Source organism: Telluria antibiotica (assembly GCF_011682055.1).
Classification (GTDB): domain Bacteria; phylum Pseudomonadota; class Gammaproteobacteria; order Burkholderiales; family Burkholderiaceae_D; genus Telluria; species Telluria antibiotica.
Map to the genome: position 1 here is coordinate 35,791 of NZ_JAAQOM010000009.1, position 25,410 is coordinate 61,200.

The window sequence follows — 25,410 nt, forward strand, 5'->3', positions numbered from 1 at the left end:
ATGGTAGCGATCGTCAGCGGCAAGAGCCTTGGTCTTCTCAGCAGTTCCCTCGATGTCCTCGGCACGCAGAACGGCCAGATCGGCAATCCCGCATCGGGGCGTAACGGCGACCTCGTCTACATCAACGCTGCCAACGGTAACCTGATGATGCAGCACCGCGACGATTTCCTCGCGTCGCGCGGCATCAATACCGCACTGTTCCGAACCTATAACAGCCAGGGCGTCTATACGGACCGTTTCGGCGCGGCCGGCGACGGCAACGACGACAACTTCCGCATGGGCATCCAGAAGACGGTGAAGCACACCGGCAATCTGAACACCGGCGGCGCTTCCATCACGCGGACCGAAGGCGACGGCAGCACCAGCGTCTACTTCTATGACGTCAACCGGGGCCTGTACGTCGGCAACGACGGCGCCGGCGCCTACGACACGATCGTCTACAACCCGGGCGGCACCCCCACATGGACGTGGGTCGACGGCGTCACCCAGGCGCGCGAGGTGTACAACAACTCCGGCGTGATGCTGTCGGCCACCGATGCGGACGGCAACACCACCACCTACAACTACATCAACGGCAAGGTGCTTGCAAGCGTGGTGATGGCGTCCGGCGACGTCATGTACTTCGATTATTCGAACGACCACGACCTGCTCGCCGTGCGCACCGTCAGCCAGGGCGTGACGAATACGCGTATGCACTACACGTACGACAATTCGCACCGCCTGACCAGCATGACGGTCGACCTGAGCCCGGAAGACAACAGCATCGCCGACGGCAACTGCTACACGACGACCTATACCTACGACGGCAACAGCGACCGCGTGACCAAGATGGTCCAGGCCGACGGCACGTCGCTCACGTTCACCTACGTCAAGGTCGACATCAACTACCGCGTGGCCAGCGTCACCGACGGCCAGGGCCGCGTGACGCGCCTGAACTACGACCTGGCCGCGCGCCGTACCGACATGACCGATCCGCTCGGCTACGTCACGAGCTTCTTCTATGACGGCGCGGACCGGCTGACGCAGGTGCTGAGCCCGGCGGTGAGCGGCGTGCGCATCGCCACGTCGTATGCGTACGACGCCAACGGCAACGTGCTGAGCATTACCGATGGCAATGGCAATGCGGTCACCATGCAGTACGACGCGAACGGCAACCAGGTGCTCCAGCAGGACGCGATGGGCCACGTCGTCGCGCGCACGTTCAATGCGGCCAACCACGTGCTGACGGAGTCGGTGCGCATGGGCGACGGCGTCGCGCCGCTCGTGACGCGCTACGTCTACGACAGCCGCAACCACCTGCGTTTCAAGGTCAGCCCGGAGGGCAGGGTGACCGAACAGCGCTATGACGGCTTCGGCGAGAAGACCAGCGAGATTTCGTACGTGGGTGCCGAGTATCCGGTCGACGGTCTCGCCGAAGGCACCGCGCTGACGGAAGCGACGATGGCCGCGTGGGCCGCCGGCCAGGACCGCAGCCGGACCGAGCGCGCCGACTACACCTACGACTTCCGCAGCCAGCTTGCCACGAGCACCACGTACACCCGTGTCGATGCGAACGGCAACGGCATCGCCGACGGCACCGAGTCGGTGACCCGCTTCTTCTACGACCGCACGGGTCGCCTCGTCAAGAGTCTCGACCCGCGCGTGCCGCCCGGTCCGGGCGCGCTCGTCAGCTCGTACACGTACGACGGCCTGGATCGGCTGCTGGCGTTCACGAACGCCAACGGCGACCAGGTGCTGAACCAGTACGACGATGCCGGCAACCGGACGATCAGCATCCAGGCCAACGGACTCGTCTCGACCTCCACGTACGACCGCAGCGGCGACCTGGCGGCCGTCATCGAGAGCGACCCCAGCAAGACGGTGCTCGGCACGTCGCGCGTGTTCCACGACGCCGACGGCCGCCTCATCTGCACGCAGGACCCGACCGGCGTGCGAACCCGCTACGTGTACGACGCGGCCGGACGCCGCGTCGGCATCGTCGACGGCATGGGGGCGCTCACCGAGAGCATCTTCGACGGCGCCGGCAACGTCGTGCGCGTCGTGCGTTACGCCACCCTCGTGGACCGCGCCCTGCTCGGCAACAATGCCAGCGACCCGCAGCCGCTCGACATCGACCGCCTGCGTCCGGCCGCCAGCAGCGCCGACCGCAAGGTCGACTACGTGCTCGACAAGGACAACCGGCTGATCTTCACGATCGACGAAACGGGCTCCGTCACCCAGCAGTTCTTCGATGCGGCCGACCGCCTCACCGACGTGGTGAGCTACGCCACCCCGGTCGACCGTTCCACCTTGCCGGCCAAGCTGACCCCGGCCGCCATCAGCGTGACGTCGAGCGCGGCCGACCGCCACGTGCGCCACTTCTACGACGCGGACAAGCTGCGCATCGGCACGCTCGACGCGGAAGGCTACCTGACCGAGAACAAGTACGACGCCGCGCGCCACCTGACGGAGACGGTGCGCTATGCCACCGCCACGCCGGCCGCGCTGCGCGCGTCGGGCAGCATGGCCGACCTGAAACCGGCCACGTCGGGCGACGACATCCACGTCTACCAGTTCTTCGACGCCGAGGGCCGCCAGACGGGCTCGGTGGACGGCGAAGGCTTTCTGACGACCGCCTCCTACGACCTGGCAGGCAATAAGATCGGCGAGCGGCGCTACGCCAACCGGGCCGGCGCCGTCACCGCGGGCACCACCTTGGCGTCGATCCGTCCGGCGGTGTCGGGCGCCGACCAGTCGCGCAGCTTCACCTACGACGGCATCAACCAGCAGCTGTCGACCACCGACGTCTATGGCACCGTCACGGCGGTCGTCTACAACAACGTCAGCAAGGAGACCTCGTCGACGGCGGCCGCCGGCACGTCGGAGCAGCGCCAGAACCTGTTCAAGGTCGACTACCAGGGCCGCCGCATCGCGTCGCTGTCCGGCCGGGGTGCCGCCCTCCTGACGGGCAACGCCACGCAGGATGCCGCCATCTGGGCCCAGTACGCGACCCGCTACGAGTACGATGCGGCCGGCCGCATGACGCGCAGCATCGACGCGCTGGGCGCCGCCACGCTGTACTTCTACGACAACCAGGGCCGCGCCACCCACACGGTCGACGCGCTGGGCGAAGTGCGCGGCGTCAGCTACAACGCCTTCGGCGAAGAGGTCGAATCGATCGTCTACGCCACCCGTATCGACACGACGGGCCTGACGGGCGGCATGAACGGCGCGCTGCTCGCGAAGCTGGCCGCCGCGGCCAGCGCCAACGACACGCACGTGGTGCGCGAATACAATCTGCGCGGCCAGCTCGCGCGCTTGATCGACGGCCTGGGCAAGGCCACCACCTACAGTTATGACGCGTTCGGCGACCTGCGCACCGAGCGCCGCCCGATCAGCGCCGCTGTCGGCGAAGTGGTGCAGTACACCTACGACCACCGCGGCAAGCGCACGGCCGTCGTCGAAGACGTGGGCGCGGTCAACCGCCGCACGGGCACCGAATACGACGCGTTCGGACGTGCCATCACCACCATCGACGCGCGCGGCAACATCACGCGCACGCGCTACGACCACGACGGGCGCACCGTGTCGACGGTCGACCCGCTGGACTACACGCGCACCACCAGCTACGACGCCTTCGACCGCGTGCTGACGCAAACGGATGCGCGCGGCAACACGACCCGTTACGCCTACGACGACCAGGCCCGCAGCATCGTCGTGACGACGCCGGAAGGCATCGTCACCAGCACCGTCAACAACCGCCACGGGCAGAAGTTCACCGTCCAGGACGGCAACGGCAACAGCACCCATTACGCGTACGACCAGAGCGGCAACCTGGTCGGCATCACCGATGCCAACGGCGTCATCAGCACCCAGGCGTTCGACCGCGCCGAGCGCCTCATCGCCAGCACCGACGCGAACGGCGTCACCACCAGCACCACCTACGATGCCGTCAATCGCCGCCTGAGCCGGACGGTGGATACCGCGAAGCTGAAGCTGACCACCAGCTACACTTACGACGCCAAAGGCCAGCAGGTCAGCGAGACCGACGCGAACGGCACCGTCACCACGACCACGTACGACCTGCGCGGGCAAGTCACGCGCACGCTTGTCGACCCGAACGGCCTGCGCCTCTCAACCGCCTACACCTACGACGATGCCGGCCGTACGCTCACCGTCACCCAGGGCGCCAACGGCGTCGACGGCCAGACGACCGCCTACCGCTACGACGGCGTGGGCCGGCGCATCGAGGAAGTCGTGGACCCGGCCGGCCTCGCGCTGCGGACCAGCTACCAGTACGACGAAAACGGCAACGCGGTCGCCGTCACCGATCCGGACGGCCACGTGCGCCGCTACCGCTACGATGCCGACAACCGCATGGTCGAGATGACCGACGCGCTGGGCAACGTCACGCGCTACACCTACGACGGCAACGGCAACCGCACGAGCGTGACGGACGCCAACGGCCACGTCACCCAGTTCGTCTACGACCGCGACAACCGCCTCGTCCAGCAGATCGACGCGCTGGGCGGCGTGACGGGCTACGCGTACGACAGCAACAACAACCGCATCGGCCTGTCCGACGCGCTCGGCAACACGACGACGTACCGCTACGACGCGCTGAACCGCGTCATCGGTCAGACGGATCCCCTGGGCGCCGTCACCAGCTATTCGTACGACAACAACGGCAACCGCATCGGCAAGGTCGACGCCAACGGCCACGCCGTCGCGTATGCTTACGACGGCGCCAACCGCATCGTGTCGACCACCGACGGTCTCGGCGCGACCACCCGGTACACGTACGACGGCATGGGCCGCCGCCTCGCGCAGGTCGATCCGAACGGCCACGTGCTGGCCGCCGAATACGACGCCGCCGGGCGCCAGATCGCGCAGGTCGACGCGCGCGGCAACCGCTCGACGATGACCTACGACTACGCCGGCCAGCGCACGAGCCTGACCGACGCACTTGGTCACATCACGCAGTACCGCTACGACGCCGGCAAGCGCCTCGTCGCCCAGGTCGCCCCCTCGGGCGCCGTCACCACGTACGAATACGACCCGGCGGGCAACCGCACCGCCATGGTGGATGCCAACGGCCACCGCACGACCTACGCCTACGACGCGGAAAACCGCCTCCTCAGCCAGGTCGACCCGCTCGGCAACACCACGAGCTACAGCTACGACGCCGTCGGCAACCGCATCGCGCAGGTCGACGGCAACGGCCACCGCACCACGTACACCTACGATGCGCTGAACCGCCTCGTGGCGCAGACCGACCCGCTGGGCGGCACCACGAGCTATGTCTACGACGCCGTCGGCAACCGCCTGCAGGAGACGGACGCTAACGGCCACGCGACGCGCATGAGCTACGACGCCCGCCAGCGCCTGCTCACGAAGACGGACGCGCTGGGCGGCGTGACGACGTACACCTACGACCTGGTCGGCAACCGCATCGCGCTGCGCGACGCCAACGGCCACGTGACGACCTATGCGTACGACGCCGACGACCAGCTCGTGCGCGAGACGGATGCGCTGGGCAACAGCGACGTCGTCACGTACGACGCCGCCGGCAACCGCGCGACCCTCACCGACAAGCTCGGCAACGTCTCCACGTACCGCTACGATGCGGACAACCACCTGGCCAGCGTCACCGATGCGCTGGGTAACGTCACGGCCTACGCCTACGACGCCGTCGGCAACCAGGTGAGCGTGACCGACGCCAACGGCCACGTTAGCACTAAGACTTACGACGCCAACAACCGCGTCGTCGCCACGACCGACGCGACGGGCGCAGTCACGCGCTACGGCTACGATGCCGTGGGCAACCGCGTGACGCGCACCGACCCGAACGGCAATACGACGCAGCTCGGCTATGACGCGGCCAACCGTCTCGTGCGCCAGACGGATGCGCTCGGCAACACGACGGTGACGGAATACGACGCCGTCGGCAACCGAACGGCCCAGGTCGACGCGAACGGCAACCGCACGACGCTGACCTATGACGCCGACGACCGCCTGGTCGCCAGCGTCGACGCCCTCGGCGGCGTCACGGCCTACCAGTACGACGCGGTCGGCAACCAGGTCGGCATCACGGATGCCAACGGCGGCGAGACGCGGATCGGCTTCGACGCGCTGAACCGCGCCGTGTCGAAGGTCGACGCGATGGGCTTCACGAGCACTCAGTCGTACGACGCGGTCGGCAACCGGATCGGCAGCGTGGACGCCAACGGCAACGCCACCAGCTACGTGTACGACGCCGTCAACCGCCTGACGAGCCAGACCGATCCGCTCGGCTTCGTCACCTCGTACGAATACGACGCGGTGGGCAACCGCCTGGCCGTGACGGATGCGAACGGCCACACGAAGCGCTCGTCCTACGATGCGGCGCGCCGCCTCGTGACGGAAACCGATGCCCTCGGCGCCGTCACGTCGTACGCCTACGACGGCGTCGGCAACCGCGTGACCGCCACGAATGCCAATGGCGCCGTGACGCGCTTCGCCTACGATGCCGCGAACCGCCTCGTCGCCACGACGGATGCACTGGGCGCCGTCGTCGCGCACAGCTATGACGCGGCCGGCAACCTCATCGCCGACGTCGACGGCAACGGCCACCGCACGACGTACGCGTTCGACGGCGCCAACCGCCTCGTTTCCCGTACCGACGCGCTGGGCCAGGTGACGTCGTATGCGTACGACCACGTGGGCAACCGCGTCGGCACGACGGACCCGAACGGCAACCTGACCCGCACCGTGTTCGACGCCCTGAACCGCGTGACGACCAGCATCGACGCGCTGGGCAACGTGACGAGCTTCGAGTACGACGCCGTCGGCAACCGCCTGACGACGACCGACGCCAACGGCCACACGACGCACTCGACGTACGACGCCGACAACCGCCTGGTCACGCTGGCCGATGGGCTCGGCCAGGTCGAGCATTTCGCCTACGACGCACTCGGCAACCGCACCGCGCTGACGGACCGCAACGGGAACACGACGCTGTTCGCCTACGACGCCGCCAGCCGCCTGCTGGCGCAGACGGATGCGCTGGGCCAGACGACGGCGTACGCCTACGACGGCGTGGGCAACCGCGTCCGCGTGACGGACGCCGACGGCCACGCCACGCAATCGAACTTCGATGCCGCCGACCGCCTCGTCGAGCAGATCGATGCGCTCGGCGCGCGTACCGCCTACGCCTACGATGCCGTCGGCAACCAGGTGCTGCGTACCGATGCGAACGGCCATGCCACCGCGTTTGCCTACGACGCCGTCAACCGCCTCGCGTCGGAGACCGATGCGCTGGGCAACCGGACGTCGTACGCTTACGACGCGGCGGGCAACCGCACCACCAGGACCGACGCCAACGGCCAGATCTGGACGTCGCGCTTCGACGCCGTCAACCGCCTGCTGAGCCAGACGGACCCGCTGGGCAACGTCACCGCCTACAGCTACGACGCCGCCGGCAACCGCACCGGCATGGTCGACGCGACGGGCAACGCGACCGTGTACGCATTCGACGCCGCCAACCGCATGGTCAGCGCGCGCGACCCGCTGGGCGGCCTGACGCAGTACGGCTACGACGGCACAGGCAAGCAGACAAGCGTCACCGATGCGAACGGCCACACGACGCGCTCCGTGTTCGATGCGGCCGACCGCCTCGTCGCCAAGGTCGACGCGCTCGGCCATGCGGAAACCTATACGCTGGATGCCGTCGGCAACGTGGTCGCCACGCTCGACCGCAACGGCAACGTGTCGCGGGCGTCGTACGATGCGGTCAACCGTGTCGTCGCGCGTGTCGACGCGCTGGGCCATACCACGTCCTACGCCTACGACGCGGTGGGCAACCGCACGGGCCTGACCGATGCCAACGGCGGCGTGACCAGCTTCACGTTCGACGCCGTCAACCGCCTGGTCGGCCAGCGTGACGCGCTGGGCGGCGTGACCACGAGCGCGTACGACGCCGTGGGCAACCGCATCGAGGCCGTCGACGCCAACGGCAACGCCACGCACTATGCCTACGACGCGCTGAACCGTGTCGTCGCCACGACCGACGCGCTGGGCCACACGACCACCGTCACGTACGATGCGCTGGGCCGGCAGGACAGCACGACGGACGCCAACGGCCACACGAGCCGGTCCGCCTACGACGCGGCGGGCCGCCTCGTGAGCCAGACCGACGCGCTGGGCGCCACCACCGCGTACGAGTACGACGCCGCCGGACGCCGCGTGGCGTCGACCGACGCCAACGGGCACCGCAGCACGATGCGCTACGACGCCGACGGCCGCCTGGTCGCCAGCGCGGATGCGCTCGGCCACGAAACGCGCTACGCGTATGACCTGAAGGGCAACCAGATCGCCGTGACCGACGCGGCCGGCCGCACCACGGCCAGCCAGTACGATGCGGCCGATCGCCTGGCCGCCACCGTCGACGCGCTCGGCAACCGCACGGCCTACGATTACGACGCCAACGGCAACCAGGTCGCCGTGACGGACGCCAACGGCGGCGTCACGCGCATGGCGTACGATGCCGCGAACCGCCTCGTCGGCGTCACCGACGCGCTGGGCGGCGTCACCGCGTTCACCCTGGATGCGCTGGGCAACAAGGTCGCGCTGACGGACGCCAACGGTGCCGTCACGCGCATGACCTACGATGCCCTGAACCGCCTGGTCGGCAGCACCGACGCGCTCGGCGCGGTCACCACGTTCACGTTCGACGCCGTGGGCAACCAGCTGGCGCAGACCGACGCCTACGGCCGCACCACGACGTACCGCTTCGATGCCGCGAACCGCCTGCTCGGTTCCACCGACGCGCTGGGCGGCACGGAATCGTACGGCTACGACGCCGTCGGCAACCGCACGTCTGCCACCGACCGCAACGGCCACACGAGCACGTTCGCCTACGACGCGGCCAACCGCCAGGTGGCCAGCACCGATGCGCTGGGCCTCGTCGAGACGGTGACCTATGACGCGGTGGGCAACCGCGTCGCCGCGACCGACAAGAACGGCAACGTCACCCGCATGGAATACGACGCCGCCGACCGCATGGTGACCCGCATCGACGCCCTGGGCGGCGTCACCGTGCATGCCTACGATGCCGTGGGCAACCTGGTGTCGTCGACGGATCCGAACGGGAACGTCACGACGTCCGCGTTCGACGCGCTGAACCGCAAGGTCGCCGGCACGGACGCCCTCGGCCACACCGAGCGCTCGGCGTTCGATGCCGTCGGCAACCGCATCGCCTCGACCGACCGTAACGGGAACACGACGCGCTACACGTTCGATGCCGCGAACCGGATGGTCGCGATGACCGACCCGCTCGGCGCCACGGACCGCTACACCTACGATGCAGTCGGTAACCGCATCGGCACGGTCGACCGCAACGGCCATGCCAGCGCCACCGGTTACGACGCGCTCGGCCGCGCCATCTGGCAGACGGACGGTCTGGGCCAGGTGACCAGTTTCGAATACGACATGCTGGGCCACCGCACGCGCCTGATCGACGCGAACGGCCACGCCACCACCTACGCCTACGACGAACTGTACCGCCTGGCCAGCAGCACCGACGCCGCCGGCGCCGTCACCGCGTACGAGTACGACGCGGTTGGCAACCGCACCGCGACCATCGATGCGCTGGGCAATCGCACCGCGTTCACGTACGACGCGGGCAACCGCCTCACGGGCACGGTCGATGCCCTCGGCTACCTGACGGCCAGTGACTACGACGGCAACGGCAACCTGGTGCGCCAGACGCGTTTCGCCAACGTCCCCGGCAGCCCGGCCGATGCCGCGCACGACCAGGTCACGCGCTACACCTACGATGCCTTGAACCGCCAGACCAGCCGCACGGACGGCGAGGGCGGCGTCGTGCGCACCGTGTACGACGCGGCCGGCAATGCCATTCGCCGGATCGACGAAAACGGCAACGTCACGCAGATGACCTACGACGGCGCCAACCGCATGACGGCGCAGACCGACGCGCTCGGCTACGTGACGACCTACACCCTGGACGCGGCCGGCAACCGGATCGCCATGCGCGACGCGCGCGGCGCGCTCACGCAATACGCGTACGATGCGGGCAACCGCATGGTGGCGAGCACCGACGCGCTGGGCGCGGTCCAGCGCTTTGCGTACGACGCGGTGGGCAACCGCACGGCGCAGACGGATGCGCGTGGCAACACGACGCAATTCACCTACGACGCGGCCGACCGCCTGGCCAGCCGTACCAGCCCGCTGGGCGCGCTGGAGCAGTACCGCTACGACGGCACGGGCAACCTGGTCGCGACGACGGATGCGCTGGGCCAGACCAGCACCCGCCAGTACGACGCCGTCAACCGCCTCGTGGCATCCGTGGACCCGCTCGGCAACACGACGCGCTACGTGGTCAACGCGCTGGGCGACCGCGTGGCCGAGATCAATGGCGAAGGCGTCGTCGCGAGCCGTGTGACGTATGACGCGCTGCGCCGGGTCGTCTCCGACGAGGGCGTCGACGGCACCGCCGGCAACGTCTACGTCGACGATGCGTTCGGCAACCACCTGAGCCGCACCGACGCGAACGGCAAGGTGCACACCTACACGTGGGACCGCGCCGGCCGCATGCTGAGCGAGACGGATCCGCAAAGCGGCGTCACCCGGTACGAGTACGACGCCCACGGCAACCGCACCCGCATGACGGACGCCAACGGCCATGCCGTCACGTTTGCGTACGACGCCAAGCACCAGCTCATTGCGCAGACCGACCCGATGGGCGGCGTGACGCGCTACACCTATGACGAAACGGGCGCCCGCACGAGCACCACCGACGTGCTGGGCAACGTCACGCGCTATGTGCACGACCTGCTGGGCCGCCTGGCCAGCAGCACGGACGCCCTCGGCGGCGTGACCGCCCATGCCTACGATGCCAACGGCAACGAAGTGGCGGTGACGGACGCGCTCGGCCACGTGCGCCAGTCCGTGTACGACGCGGACAACCAGCTCGTCGAGCACGTCGATGCGCTGGGCAACGCGACGCACTACGCCTACGACCCGCGCGGCGACCTCGTCGCCACGACCGATGCGCGCGGCCATGTGACGCGGGCCGTCTACGATGCGGCGCGCCGCATGGTCAGCTCGACCGACGCGCTGGGCCGCACGACGACGTTCGGCTACGACCACGCCGGCAACCGCACGTCCGTGACGGACCCGAACGGCAACGCGACGACCTATGTCGTCGATTTCCTGCGCCGCACGACGACCAGCCGCGACGCGCTGGGCGGGCAGGGTGGCCAGCGCTTCGACGGCCTCGGCAATACGACCACCACGTACCGCGGCCCGGCCGGCACCGTGTCGTACGCGTACGACGGCAACAGCCACCTCGTGGCCACCATCGACGCGCTCGGCCATGCCGAAACCTATGTCAACGACGCCGTCGGCAACCGCCTGAGCAGCACGACACGCAACGGCGCCACGACCACGTACACGTACGACGCCAACAACCGGCTGCTGGCCAGTACCGACCCGACGGGCGCCGTCACGCGCTACGAGTACGATGCGCTGGGCCGCCGCGTCGGCATGGTGGACCCGAACGGCAACGCCACCACGTATGCCTACGATGCGCTCGGACGCCTGCTGACGGAGACGGACGCGCAGGGCGGCGTCACGCGCTACGAGTACGATGCGCTCGGCAACCGCACGAGCGTCCGCGACGCGGCGGGCCACCTGACGACCTATGCGTACGACGCGGAAAACCGCCTCGTCGCGCAGACCGATGCGCTCGGCGGCGTGCAGCGCCAGGCCTACGACGAAGTGGGCAACCGCATCGCCAGCACCGACCAGGCCGGATTCACGACCCGCTTCGGCTTCGACGCCGCGAACCAGTTGGTGACCCAGACCGACAGCCTCGGCAACGTCACCCGCTACGACTACGACAACGCGGGCAACCGCATCGCGACGACGGACGCCAACGGCCACCGCGTGCTGGTCGCCTACGACCGTGCAAACCAGGTCGTGAGCCAGACCGACGCGACCGGCAACACGAGCGTGTTCGAGCGCGACAACGCCGGCAACGTCCTGTCCGTCACGGACGGGCGCGGCGTCGTCACCCGCTTCACGTACAACGCGGCCAACCAGCTGGTATCGCAACAGGCACCCGGCCAGGGCACGACGACGTACGAATACGACCGCGACGGCAACCGCACCGTGCAGCGCGACGCGCTGGGCCACGCGACCACCACGACGTACGACGCCGACGACAGGGTCATTGCGTCCACCGATGCGCTGGGCGCGGTATCGCGGTTCACCTACGATGCCGCGGGCAACCGCGTCACGCACACGGACGCCAACGGGAACACCACGACGTACCGGTACGACAGCCTGAACCGCCTGGTCGCCACCACCGACGCGCTGGGCCATACCGACGCCACGCAGTACGACGTGCTGGGGCAGGTGATCGCAACGACGGACGCCAACGGCCGCACCACCCGCTACGCCTACGACGCGCTGGGCCGCAACGTCGCCAAGACCGACGCCCTCGGCCAGGTCGCCTCGATGGCCTATGACGCAGTCGGCAACGTCGTGTCGCGTACCGATACGGGCGGCTTCACCACCACGTTTACCTACGACGGCGAGCGCCGCCTGCTGGCCCAGGTCGGACCCGACGGCGTGGCCACCACGTTCGGCTACGATGCGGTCGGCAACAAGACGAGCCAGGTAACGGCGGCCGGGACGGCGCGCCAGGCCATCACGCGCTGGACCTACGACGCCAGCAACTACAAGCTGAGCGAGACGGACGCCCTCGGCGGCGTCCAGCGTTACAGCTACGATGCGAACCACAACCTGCTGGCGCACACCGATGCGCTGGGCTATGTCACGCGCTTCGAATACGACCCGGCCAACCGCCTCGTGCGCGAAACGGATGCGCTGGGCTACGACACGACGTACGCCTACGACCTCGTCGGCAATCTGGTCCGCAAGGATGCACCGGGCGACAACAACGGCATCACGTACGTCTACGACGCGGACAACCGGCGGATCGCCCAGACGGACGACGCCGGCGTCACCACGAGCTGGACCTACGACGCGGACGGCCAGCGCGTCAGCGAAACCGTCGGCACCAGCGCCACGTTCGCCGGCAACACGACGGTGACGGTGTACGACGCCGGCAACCGCGTGGTGGCCGTCATCGACGGGGGCTACCGGACCGACTTCGTCAACGACGCCGTCGGCAACGTCCTCGAGACGCACCACCAGCTCGACCACGCGGGCACGGTGCAGACGACCCGCTACTATTACGACGCCCTGGACCGCAACGTCGCCACCCGCAATGCCGAAGGCTACCTCGTCACGACCGCCTACGATGCGGCGGGCAACGTCGTGCAAACGGCCGCCTGGACCAGCCGCGTGCCGGTGCCGGCCGCCGGCCTGCCGCAGCCGGTCGCCGGCGATACGGCCGCCGTCGGGACCTATGCGTACGACGGCATGGGCCGCATGGTCACGTCCACGGACCCGAACGGCGCCGTGCATGCGTACCACTACGACGAGCAGGGCATGCTCGTCGAGCGCGTCGACTACGTCGGCACGAACGTCCAGCGCAGCACGCACATGCAGTACGACCTGCTCGGCCGCGTGACGTGGGAGACGGATGCCGGCGGCAAGCTCAAGCTCCACACCTACGACGCTGTCGGCAACGAGACCGGCGTCGTCGACGGCGCGGGCACGCCGGACGCGCGCACCACGTCGTCGGTCTACGACGGCATGGGACGCGTGCTGAGCCAGACGAACGCACTCGGCGTCGTCACGCAGTACACCTATGGCGCCAGCGGCGACATGCTGCGCAAGACGGTTGCGGCCGGTATCCCGGGCGAAGAACAGACGACCCTGTACGCCTACGACGACAAGCACCGCCTGACGATGCAGGCCAACCTGGCCGACTGCCCGGACGGCACGTTGGCCAGCGCGGGGCTGTACAGCGCGTACCAGTACGACACGCTGGGCAACCGCACGCTGATCCGCGAGTTCGATGCGGCGAACGGCGCGCGCGACCAGCGCTTGACCTATGACGCGATGGGCAATGCCACGTCGAGCACCGACGCCAGCGGCCTCGTGACGACCTATGCCTACGACGGCGCCGGCAACCTGATCGCATCGACGGAGACGGGCGGCGGCGAAGTGCGCACGACCGCGTACGGCTACGACCTGGAAAACCGCCTCGTCAAGGTCACCGATCCGATGGGCGGCGGCACCGAATTCACGCTCGACTACGCGGGCAACCGCACGGCCGTGCGCGACGCGCTCGGGCGCGTGACGACGCAGACCTTCGACAAGATGGGACGGGTGCTGAGCACCCTGACGCCGGAGGGCAAGCTCACCACCAACGTGATCGACGTGTGCGGCCTCGTGGCCAGCAGCACCGTGTCGGCGGCCGACGGCACCGACGCGCGCACGACGGTGAACACGTACGACGCAATGGATCGCCGGATCGCGACGACCGATGCGCTGGGCTACACGTCCACCGCAACCTACAACGTGTTCGGCGAAGCGACGGCCACGACGACGGGCGCCTATCTGCGCGCGCCGGGCGACGCGGGTTACGACGCCGCGCAGGCCGCGCTCGCGCATCCGGCGTCGATGTCGGCCAGCTACGACCGCCTGGGCCGCATCGCCAGCACGACCGACGCCGCCGGGATGGTCACGGTGAACCATTACGATGCGCGCGGCAACCGCACGGCCGTCACGACGGCCGCCGGCACCCCGCTGGAGCGCACGAGCACGACGACGTACGACCTGCACGACCGTGTGACGACCACCACGTCGGCCGAGGGCGCCGTCGTGTGCTACGAGTACAACGCCGGCCAGGGTAACAAGCCGAGCCGCGTGACGCGCGAGAACCGCTACGGCCCGGCGCTGGTGACGACGTACACGTACGACCCGAACGGCCGCGTGCTGAGTGCCACCGTGGGCGGCGTCAAGCACACCATGCGCTACGACGCGTTCGGCGACGAGATCGCGAACGTCACGGGCGACGCGGGCGACGAGCATGGCGTGACGCGCACGGTCGATGCGAACGGCAACGTCCTGTCCGAAACCGATGGCGAAGGCAACCGCACCGAGTACACCTACGACGCCGTGGGCAACGCGCGCACGCGCCGCGACGCCAACGGCAACGTCGCCACGAGCTGGTACGACGACGCGAACCGCCTCGTCGCGCTGCTCGACGGGATGGGCCACCTGACCACCTATGCGTACGACCTGACGGGCAACCTGGCCACCAGCCACCAGTACGCCGCCGTCTACAGCGGCTCCGTCGATCTCGATCACGCCCCGGTCATGGACGCCGACCCGCTGCACGACCGCGTGGTCGTCGCGGGCTACGACAAGCTTGGCCGCCAGAGCTGGATCACGGCCGCCGACGGCGCGCGCAGCGAGTTCGTGTACGACGCTGCCGGCAACCGTGTGCGCGAAACGACGCACGTGGGCGAGCCGGGGGCCGAGCGCACCGCGTCCGCCGGCTACGACGCCGCCAACCGCCTCGTCAGCCAGAAAGGCGTGGACGGCGCGCAGAGCGTCATGCAGTACGACCTCCTCGGCAACCTGGTCGAGCTGCAGGTGCTGCCGCAGGGCGCCGCCGCGGCCCGCGTGACGACGCACAGCTACGACCGCGACAACCGCCGCGTGGGCAGTGTGTTCGATCCGAGCGGCCTGGCGATCACGACGACGACCCGTTACGACGACCTGAACAACGTCCTCGAAACGCGCGACGGGGAAGGGCGCGCCATCCGCAGCACGTTCGACGACAGCGGCCGCCTGGTCGAGGTCAGGGACGGCAACGGCGCACTCACCAACACCTATGCGTACGACAATCACGGCAACGTGGTGCGCGAGACGGGCGCCAAGGGCGAACTGCGCTACACCTACGACAAGGCGAACCGCCGGAGCAGCATGCAGCTGGCCAGCACGGCCCAGTACACGATCGACGGCGGCACGCAGGTGCGGGGCGCGAGCGTCTCGTACCAGTACGACGGCGTCGGCAACCTGGTGCAGAGCACGGACGCCGACGGCTTCGTGACGACCAGCTGGTATGACGCGGGCGGCCACATGGAAGCCCAGCTCGACGGCGACAACGTGCTGCACGAGTACACGTACGACGCGTTCGGCCAGAAGGTCGGCGAGCGCCTGTACATGACGCGCCTGGACGCTTCCGCGCACGATCCGGCGGCGCGTCCCGACGCCCCGGCCGGCGTGGTGCGCGACTACGGCTTCGAGTACGACCTGAACGGCAAGGTGACGCGCAAGGTCTACCCGCAGGTGACCCTCACCACGCTGGACAAGGGCACGGGAGCCCCCGCGACGAGCAGCGGCCTCGTCACGCCGGAAGAAAAGCTCTACTACGACGCCTACGGCAACGTCAGCGAGTCGATCGGCATCAACGGCGGCCGCACGCTGGGCTACTACGACAGCATGAACCGCCTGGTCGCGCAGATCGACCCGGCCGGCTACCTGACGCAGTTCACGTACGACGGCAGCGGCAACATGACGGAGAAGCGCGCGTATGCGCAGGCGCTGGACATGGCGACGGTCGTGCGCGGCCAGGCGCCGGCAGCGCCGGCGGGCGACGTCGCGGTCACCAGCTATGTCTACGACCTCGCGAACCGCCTCGTCGAGGTGCGTGCGCCGGCCGTCGTCGTCGTCGACCAGGACAGCCACGCCGCCACGCTGCAAAGCGTGGTCACCCGCTACGTCCACGACAAGGCAGGCAACATCACCCAGACCATCAAGGCGGCCGGCACGTCGTCCGAGCAGGTGGAATACGCCCTGTACGATGCGCGCAACCGCCGCATCGGCACCGTCGATGCGGCCGGCATCCTGACGCTCACCCGCTTCGACGACCAGGGACGTACCCTGGCCACGGTGCGCTTCGCGCGTCCGGTCGACCGTGCCGCGCTGGCCGGCGGCAATGCGTTCACGTATGCCGGCCTGTACGCGCTGGCGACGCCGTCCGCCGCCGACCAGGGCAGCATCTTCACGTATGACGACCGTGGCCAGCTGGTGGGCCAGGACGATGCCGTGACGGGCGTGTCGATCACGAGCATCACCGACACCGACTTCACGGTCGCGCTGGGCGGCGCGGTCGGCAAGCGCTACCAGTACGACGCCGCCGGCAACCGCACCCGCACGCAGGACGAGGCGGGCTATGTGGTCCAGGCAGAATTCGACGCGGCCGGACGCACCGTGCGCGCGATCCAGGCCGACGGCAGCGGCACGCGCCAGTTCTTCGACGCGGCCGGCAATACCATCTTCAGCTTCACGGGCGAGATGAGCAACCAGGCCGCCCCGGCCACGCAGCTGAGCGTGACGGTGGGCCAGCAACTCACCGTGTCGTACAACGTCAGCGCGGGCACGACCTCGTACGTGGTGTGGGATACCGCCTCGCACGCGTCCCCGTCCGACTACGCCAACCGTGCCGCCGCGACGAATGCGCTCGGCTCGACCTCGGGCTCGGCGAACGTGCCGCGCCCGGCCGCCGGCACCGCCATCTTCTACCGCGTCGTCACGCGCGACGTGGCGGGCAACGCGGTCTACACGGCCGAGCAGAAAGTGGTCATGCCGCCGTCGGTGGACGATGTGCAGGTCAGCCGTCCGTCGCCGGACAAGATGCTCGTGCGCGTCAAGTTCGCCGCCGCGCCCGTGGCACCCACGATGGCCTATGGCCTGACGGGCGCCGTCAACGCATCGGTCGCGATGACGGCCGGCGCCGACGGCTACTACCAGGCGTTGCTGCCGATCGGCAGCGATCCGGGCAAGTACAGCTTCAAGGTGCAATGGAAGGATGCCGCGGGCACGGTGTTCGAGAGCGGCGAGAAGTCGTTCCAGGCTGCGACCGACTACGCCGGCAGCTCAACTGCCGTGACCGAAAGCGTCGTCCCCGGCGGCGTGTCGCTGGCGCTCGCCGTCGACGCGACCCCGGCGCACGGCAGCTATTCGTTGATCACCGCCCGCTGGCGCCCGGCCGGCAGCTCGAGCGGCTTCGCCGCCACCGGCGCGGCCGACGGCCGCATGGTGCTGGGCGACCAGTCGCCGCTCGCCGTCGGTGCCGCGTACGAGATCGAGATCACGGGTGTCGATGCGGACGGCAAGGAAACGCTGCTCGACCACATCGTCTATACTCCGGCCGGCACCGCCGGCAAGGCCAGCACGTTCCAGGCATCCGGCTGGGATGCGCCGCCGGGCGCGCCGACGCAGCTGGTGATCGTCCAGGGCCAGCCCGCGGCCAGCGAGCGCGTCGACGGCCGCGTGCTGATCCACACGCAAGGCAACCCGACCGGTGCCGTGCAGGTGTACTACGCCGACCGCTCCGCGTCGCCCAACGAGACCGTCACCACGTCGAGCGTGTGGCAGGTCTGGGTACCGAAGATCGTCGACGGCAAGGATGTCGGGGCCTACGAGAAGAAGGGCTATAACCTGCGCTTCGACACCACGCTGCCCGACGCCGAAGCGGCACAGGCCACGGGCGGCCTGCACCTGTCGTGGCGCGCCAGCGGCAGCGGCGACGGCATCGCCTTCGACCACGACAAGGTGATGACGGACCTCGGTGGCGGCAAGTACCGCTACGACATGGAGGAGATTCCGACCGCGACCGCGTACGACTACAAGCTGTGGTACCTGGACGCCCAGGGCCGCGAAGTGATCGTCGACTGGAACCAGGCGCACAGCGACATCAGCGGCGCGGCGGATGGCCGCTCGTACACCGTCGTGGCACGCGAAGACGGCGGTTCGATCAACGGCACCAAGCTGACGGCCGGCGTCTACATCGGCCAGTTGAGCAACGACGACTTCCTGGCGGGCATGCAGCTCGCGTCGGCGGAGACGGGCCTGGAAGGCGGGTCGGTCAACGCGACGTCGACCAGCGCCGGCTACTTCGTCGAGACGCGCTACAACGCGCTCAACGCGAAGATCGCAACGTCCGGGGAAGACGGCGTGTGGCGCGAGTACGGCGTCGACGCGGCCGGCAATGCCGTGCGCACGGACACCTATGGCAAGAAGGGCAATGCCAAGGCTCTGACGTCCTACGCGCAGTACGACCTGCTCAACCGCGAGATCGCGCACTACGACGCCGCGTTCGTCGTGCAGGGCGAGAGCGTGGCGCGCCAGGCGCTCACCCGCACCAGCTACGACTTCCTGGGCCACGTGTTGACCCAGACCGACGCGGCCGGCAAGACGTCGTACAACCAGTACGACCTGAACGGCAACCTCGTCGGCACCATCAACACCCTGGGCAAGCACAAGGCCTACGGCTACGATGCGCTGGGCCACAAGGTCAGCGTGACGGACGAACGCAACTTCACCAGCTACAGCCGCTTCGACCCGGCCGGGAACCAGGTCCAGGCCATCGACGCGACGGGCCGGATCACGACGTACGAACGCGACGGCTTCGGCCGCGTCAGCGCCATCGTCGACGGCAACGGCGTCCGCATGCCGATCGAGTACGATTCGCTGGGTCGCGTGCTGCGCCAGGGCACCACGGCCTTCGAGTACGACGTGCGCGGCAACCGCATTGCCCAGCACGACGTCGGCAACGCCCAGGGCCATCGCCGCGAGATGACCTACGACAGCCAGGGCCGCGTCGACAGCGTCACCGAATGGCGCACGGTCAACGGCACCGAACGCGCCGTCACGACGCGCCGCGCCTACGACGTCTTCGGCAACATGATCGTCGAGACGAAGGGCGATGGCGCGACCAACACGAGCATCTATGGCGGCTACGCCCACCTGGCGAGCAGCATCGACGCCGGCGGCAGCGTCGTCGACTACACCTACGACGACTACGGCCGCCAGGTGACGGAGACCAGCGGCGCCGGCGCCAACACGGGCTACTTCGGCGGCGCCACCGTGCAGAACCGGTCGATGGTCAGCCCGATGTTGGTCGACGTCGGCGGCGACGACGACGGTGGTGGCGGTGGCGGCGGTGGCGGCACCGGGCCGGCGACGGGCACGCGCAACATCCGCCGCGCCTACGACGACGCCGGCCACCTGGTCGAAGTGCGCGACTTCGGCACGGGCGTGACGACCACGTACGGCTACGACATCCTCGGCCGCAAAGTGTCGGAACGCACCGTCGGCGCGGTCGATTTCGAAGGCCGTTCGCACGACCGCGACCTGACCTATGTGTACGACGACATGGGCCGCATGACGCATTGGTCCGACGCGGTCACGGGCCTGCAGGAAACGATCACCTACGACGATGCCGGCAACCAGATCCGGGTGCAGGGCTTTGGCGGCGGCACGACCGTCGACCACTACACCGAATTCGACGAAGCGGGGCGCGTCAAGACGCTGCGCGACGGCGGGCCGAACGGCACCATCACCGGGTCGTACACGTTCGACGCGGCGGGCAACCGCGCCACCTACACGGCCGGCGACGGCGTCACCACCTATACCTACGACAGCCAGAACCGTCCGCTGAGCGCGGTCACGGTGGTGAACGGCGCCCAGCACCTCGTCCTGACCTGGGAATACGACGCGGTGGGCAACAACACCTTCTTCCAGGAGGTGACGGACGGCCTGGTGACGAGCAAGATCACCAAGCAGTTCGACAACGCGTCCGCGAACACCTTCACGCGCACCGAGACGCACAAGCCGGGCAGCGACCTGGAAGTGCAGGAAGTGACGCAGCAGTACGACGCGGCGGGCCGGGTCAGCAAGACGACCATGCGCACGTTCGGCAAGTCGAACAAGACCTATTACTACGTCTACGACTACCACGCGGACGGACGCGAGGCCGGCATCCGTGCCTTCGGCGACGCCAGCGGCAACGCCACCTTCTCGTACAACAGCAACGACAAGCTCGTCGCGCTCAACCAGGGCAAGGGCGACGGCATGGACCGCGAGGAAGTGTCGTACTACGTCTACGACAACACGAACCAGATCCTGGCCAAGTACCACGACAGCGGCAAGGGTTCGGCGCGCGACCGCATCGACTACCTGTATGCGATGGGTAATCCGGTGGCGGAGACTGGCACGAAGATCGACGGCGGCGCGTACACGCAGATCGACAGCGAGAACTATGCGCTGTTCCAGCATTACAGCAAGGACTTCCCGTCCGGCGGCATGACGTCGTACACCGTCAATGCCGATGGCGAGACGCTGCAGAGCATTTCGAATTCGGTCTACGGCACCCCGAGCCTGTGGTACATGCTGGCCGGCGCCAACGGCCTGACGGGCACGGAAAAGCTGAAGGCCGGCCAGGTCCTGTCGGTGCCGGCGAAGACGGCGTCCGGCGACATCGACGAGTCGGCGCACAAGACCTATAACGAAAACGAGATCATCGGCAGCAAGCTGCCGAACCTGAAATCGCCGCCGCCGCCGAAGAAGAAGGGCTGTTCCGGCCTGCTGATGATCCTGGTGGTCGTCATCGCGATCGTCGTGACGATCTACACCGCGGGCGCGGCTGCCGGCCTGCTCGGCGCTGCGACCGGCACGGCCACGACGACCATGGGCATGGGCATGGCGGTGCTGGGCGGCAGCGCGGGCTTCACCGCGGCGGGCATGGCCGCCGTCGCGATCGGTGGTGCCGTCGGCTCGCTTGCGAGCCAGGCCTTCGCCGTCGGCGTGGGGCTGCAGGACAAGATCAACTGGAAGGGCGTGGCGCTGAGCGCGGTGGGCTCGATGGTCACGGCCGGCGTCGGTTCGATCGGCGCATTCAGCGTGCCGAATTCGCCGATCCTGTCGCAGAGCCTCAACGCGGCGGCCGGCAATATCGCCTCGCAAGGGGTGGCGATCGCGTTCAAGCAGCAGGATTCGTTCAGCTGGCGCCAGGTCGCCGCGGTGGGCGTCAGCGCGGCGGTCTCCGGCGAAATCGCCGACCTGTTCAAGGGCACCGAGTATGCCGGCGGCATGATCGAGAAAGGCATCACGGCCGGCGCGAAGAGCATCACCGGGCAGCTGATCATGAAGGGCAAGGTCGACTGGCGCTCGGTGGGTGCGGAAGCCTTCGTTGCAGCGGGCACGCAGAAGATCAAGGACCTGAAGCTGGGCTCGGTCGAGAAGGTCTTCGCCGACGGTCTGGTGGGCGCGGGCGCCGCGGCCATCCGCAAGGAGAACGTGCTGGCGGGTGGCTTCGTCGGCGTGGCGAACAGCTACTTCAGTCAGCAGAATTCGACCGGTTTGACGAAAGTCCTTGAACAAGGCCTGATCGGCGCCGGCACAGCCGCGATGAACAGGCACGACATGGTCGCCGGCTTCATCGGCGGCAGCGTCGGTACCGCCGTGGGCGAGTACCTGCCGACGGCAATGGCGAAGCTGGGCGTCGATCCGATGGACTTGAGTCAGACGACGGCCGACGAGTTCGGCAAGGATCCCCAAGGCAACGTGATCGAGCGGACGTTGCCGACGGTGCAAATGTCGCGCGACGTGATCCTGAACACGATCGCCGGTGCCATCGGCTCGGGCGTGGCGCAGACCGTGGCCAACTGGGCCGGGCGCGACATGAACGTCGCCGGCATGATCGGTTCCGGGGCGGCCTCGCAGGCGTACAGCGCGACGGTGGAGGAGGGCCGGTGGAAGGCGCTCCAGAAGGAAGTCACGGCCCGCGCCGAGCAGGCCGCCGCACAACAGGCAGCCCAGCGTTCGTCCGCCACGACCTTCGCCGAGGACGTGGCGCAGCGCAAGAGCGTGCTCTATCCATGGGGCGTCGCCGACCCGGCAGCGCAGGCAGCGAACGACCCGGCCGCCACGAGCGCGCCGGCGGCCGCGGCCGAACCCGCGCCGGACGATGCCGCTCAGGAAGCAGCCGCCCAGACGACCACCTACAAGGCCAAGAAAGGCGAGGGCCTGCTTGCCATTGCCGCCCACATCGATCCGGACCGCGCGATGGCCGTCATGGGCTTCCTGATCCGCGATGGCCAGGTCCAGTACGACAAGAAAGCGAACCGCTGGATCACCAAGCCGGGCCAGACGTACACGGCCGACCTGTCGACGCTGAGCGACGATGAGCTCGACGGCTACGAATCGTTGGCACGCAGGGATGTGTCCATCGAAAGCCGCATCGACACCCAGCGCACGCAGGCGGCCATCGCGGCGCGCCGTGCCGCTGCCGCCAAGGCGGCGCTCGCGGAAGCAGCCCGCGCTCAGGCTGCGCGCGACGCCGAAGCGCAACAGGCAGCGGCCCAGCGCCAGACCCAGGCGCCAGCCGCGGCCGCGCAGCGCGCCGCGCCCCAGGAAACCTCGTACCTCGGCAGCTTGTGGAACTCGGCGACGTCCACGGTCGAGTCGTACACGGATGCACTGGCCGACCGCGCCGGCGCCGCCTACACCTATGTGCGCAGGGAAGTCCGCTCGGAGCTCAATAGTGTCATCGGCAAGGACAACGCCGACCAGCTCGTGGCCGTCGTCAGGAAGGGGCGCGACAAGGCCGTCGGTACGATCAACGACCTGACCGACGTGGCTGTGGCGAGCACCGAGGTGATGATCGCACCGGTCGTCGACCGATTGGCCACGGCCATCTCCGACAAGGAAACGGGCCGGAGCATGGCCACGGACATGATGCGCGATGCAAAAGCGCGGCTCGACAAAAAGGCCGAGGGATCCGAATTCGTGAAGGCCTATGCCACGACTCAGGCGGGCACGGTGCTGGGTGTGACCGAATCGGCCGCGACCATGGTCAGCGGGTTGTACACCCTGGGGAAAAACCTGACCGGCGAAATACTGTACGAGAAGCTCGGCCCGACGGCAGGCAACTACTTCGACTTCACGCGCGAAAGCCATCAGAACGTCGCCAAGGCCGGGGAAGCCATCGCCAATAGCGTCAGCAACTTCTTCAGCCATCCGGGAGACGGGCTGGGAAGCGCCGTCGATTGGGCAAAAGGCTACGGCACGCGCTTCGTCAACAACCTGACGACGGTCGCCACCACCGACAAGAACAGCGAGCGTTTGCTCGCCGCGAAGGATGCGACGGTCCAGACCATCGATACCGTGCTGACGGTGACCGGCGTCTACGATGGCATCAAGGTGGCCAGCACCGCCGGCAGCCTCCTGCGTGCCACCCTGGCGGACGTGCGCGCCGGCGTGGCGGACCTGACGTTCAGCTGGCGCAATCCGGGCCTGGCGCTCGACAACTGGAAGGTCGCCGATAACCTCGTGTCGCGCGGCACCCTGGTCCAGAACGAACTGGGCGCGTTCACCCTGCGTACGCAAGCGGAATCCGCGCAAGGGACGGGCGCCTTCAGGCAACTGGCCACCAAGCCGGAAGTCCCGAGCCTGACGTTCGATGCGGCGACGGGCGCCGAGATCCCGGCAGCGGGCGCGCCGCTGCGCCTGGAGAACAGCGCCGTGCCTGCCGTGTCCCCGACGCCCGTCTCGTTCGCGGAATCGGTGAAAGGGCCGTTCACGGTCGCGGCCAACGAAGAACGCGTCGTGATGTTCGACGAATTCGCCAGCCACGCCAGCAACACCGGCCTGGAATCGGTCTTCACGAAGCCTGTGGCGGATATCTATGCCGACGTGTACGCCGTGCCGAAGGCCGCTCGTCCTCCGGTCGACACCTACATCCCGAAACCGGCCATCGAGGCCCACGTGGCCGAATTCGATGCGGGCGCGTCGCGCTTCATGACGGAATCGAACCTGGCGAAATACGGCCCGGCGCAACGCGACGGTACCGCGTTCGTGATGCCGAAGGCGCAGGCCGACAAACTGCTGGCCGATGCCGGCGGCGACGCGGCGAAGTTCGAGGAAGCACTCGGACTGCCGTCCGGTACGCTGCAAACCAATCCGATGGTCCGGGTCGACATCCCGCACCCGCGCGACTTGAACGTGCGCATGCCGCGCGGCACCGAGGCCGGTGCGAACTCGCAGTGGCTGCCGGGCGGGTATCTGCCGAACGGCCAGATCGAGGCGGTGGTCGACCTTGGCGCGGCGAAGCCGGGGGCATATACTACGACGCCGGTGGTGACGGGGGCGAAGGCGCTAGACAGCGCAGCCGGGGCATTCAAGCTCGAAGAATTTGTGGCACCGTCCACAGGAAAGCGTATTCAAGCTGCAGTGAGTGGTAATGCTATTGTCCCCATCGATAAGGTTTCCATTTATGCGCGTGGTGGTGTCGCAGACGTGAGCAAGGAACTTCGAGCATTGCAGGACTTGAAGCAAAATAGCCGAAAGGTTTTCGACGCTAATCCCGCAAATATTGATCGACTTGATCAGCTCAAATCGATGCAGCATAACTATGACCGTTCAACGGCCATGGCGCGAGAATTGGATAAGGTAGGCCTGCCCAATACTCCCGAGAATAATAATATTATTATCAATCACCTACTAGAAGAAGGGCAGTCGGTTGGTCCTGCCAATCGCGCTTGGAAGCCGAGTGTGCTAAATGGACCCAAAGGCGCTTTGCAAGTAAAAAGCACCTGGAAAATCCTTGAAGATAACAGGGCGTATTTGCAAACCTTGATGTTTGTCCCGATGAAATAAGGA

At 68.1% G+C, this 25,410-nt stretch carries 1 protein-coding gene; it reads left to right on the forward strand.

The window, feature by feature from the left end:
• Entirely contained in the window at window positions 1-25,407 is a 25,407-nt protein-coding gene (locus tag HAV22_RS15580; RefSeq protein WP_166860094.1) for a hypothetical protein, read from the forward strand.
• Window positions 25,408-25,410: the final 3 nt, after the last annotated feature.

Bases quoted from the DNA above. Each gene is read 5' to 3' on its own strand.
- HAV22_RS15580 (WP_166860094.1), top strand. From the start codon at position 1: ATGGTAGCGATCGTCAGCGGCAAGAGCCTTGGTCTTCTCAGCAGTTCC.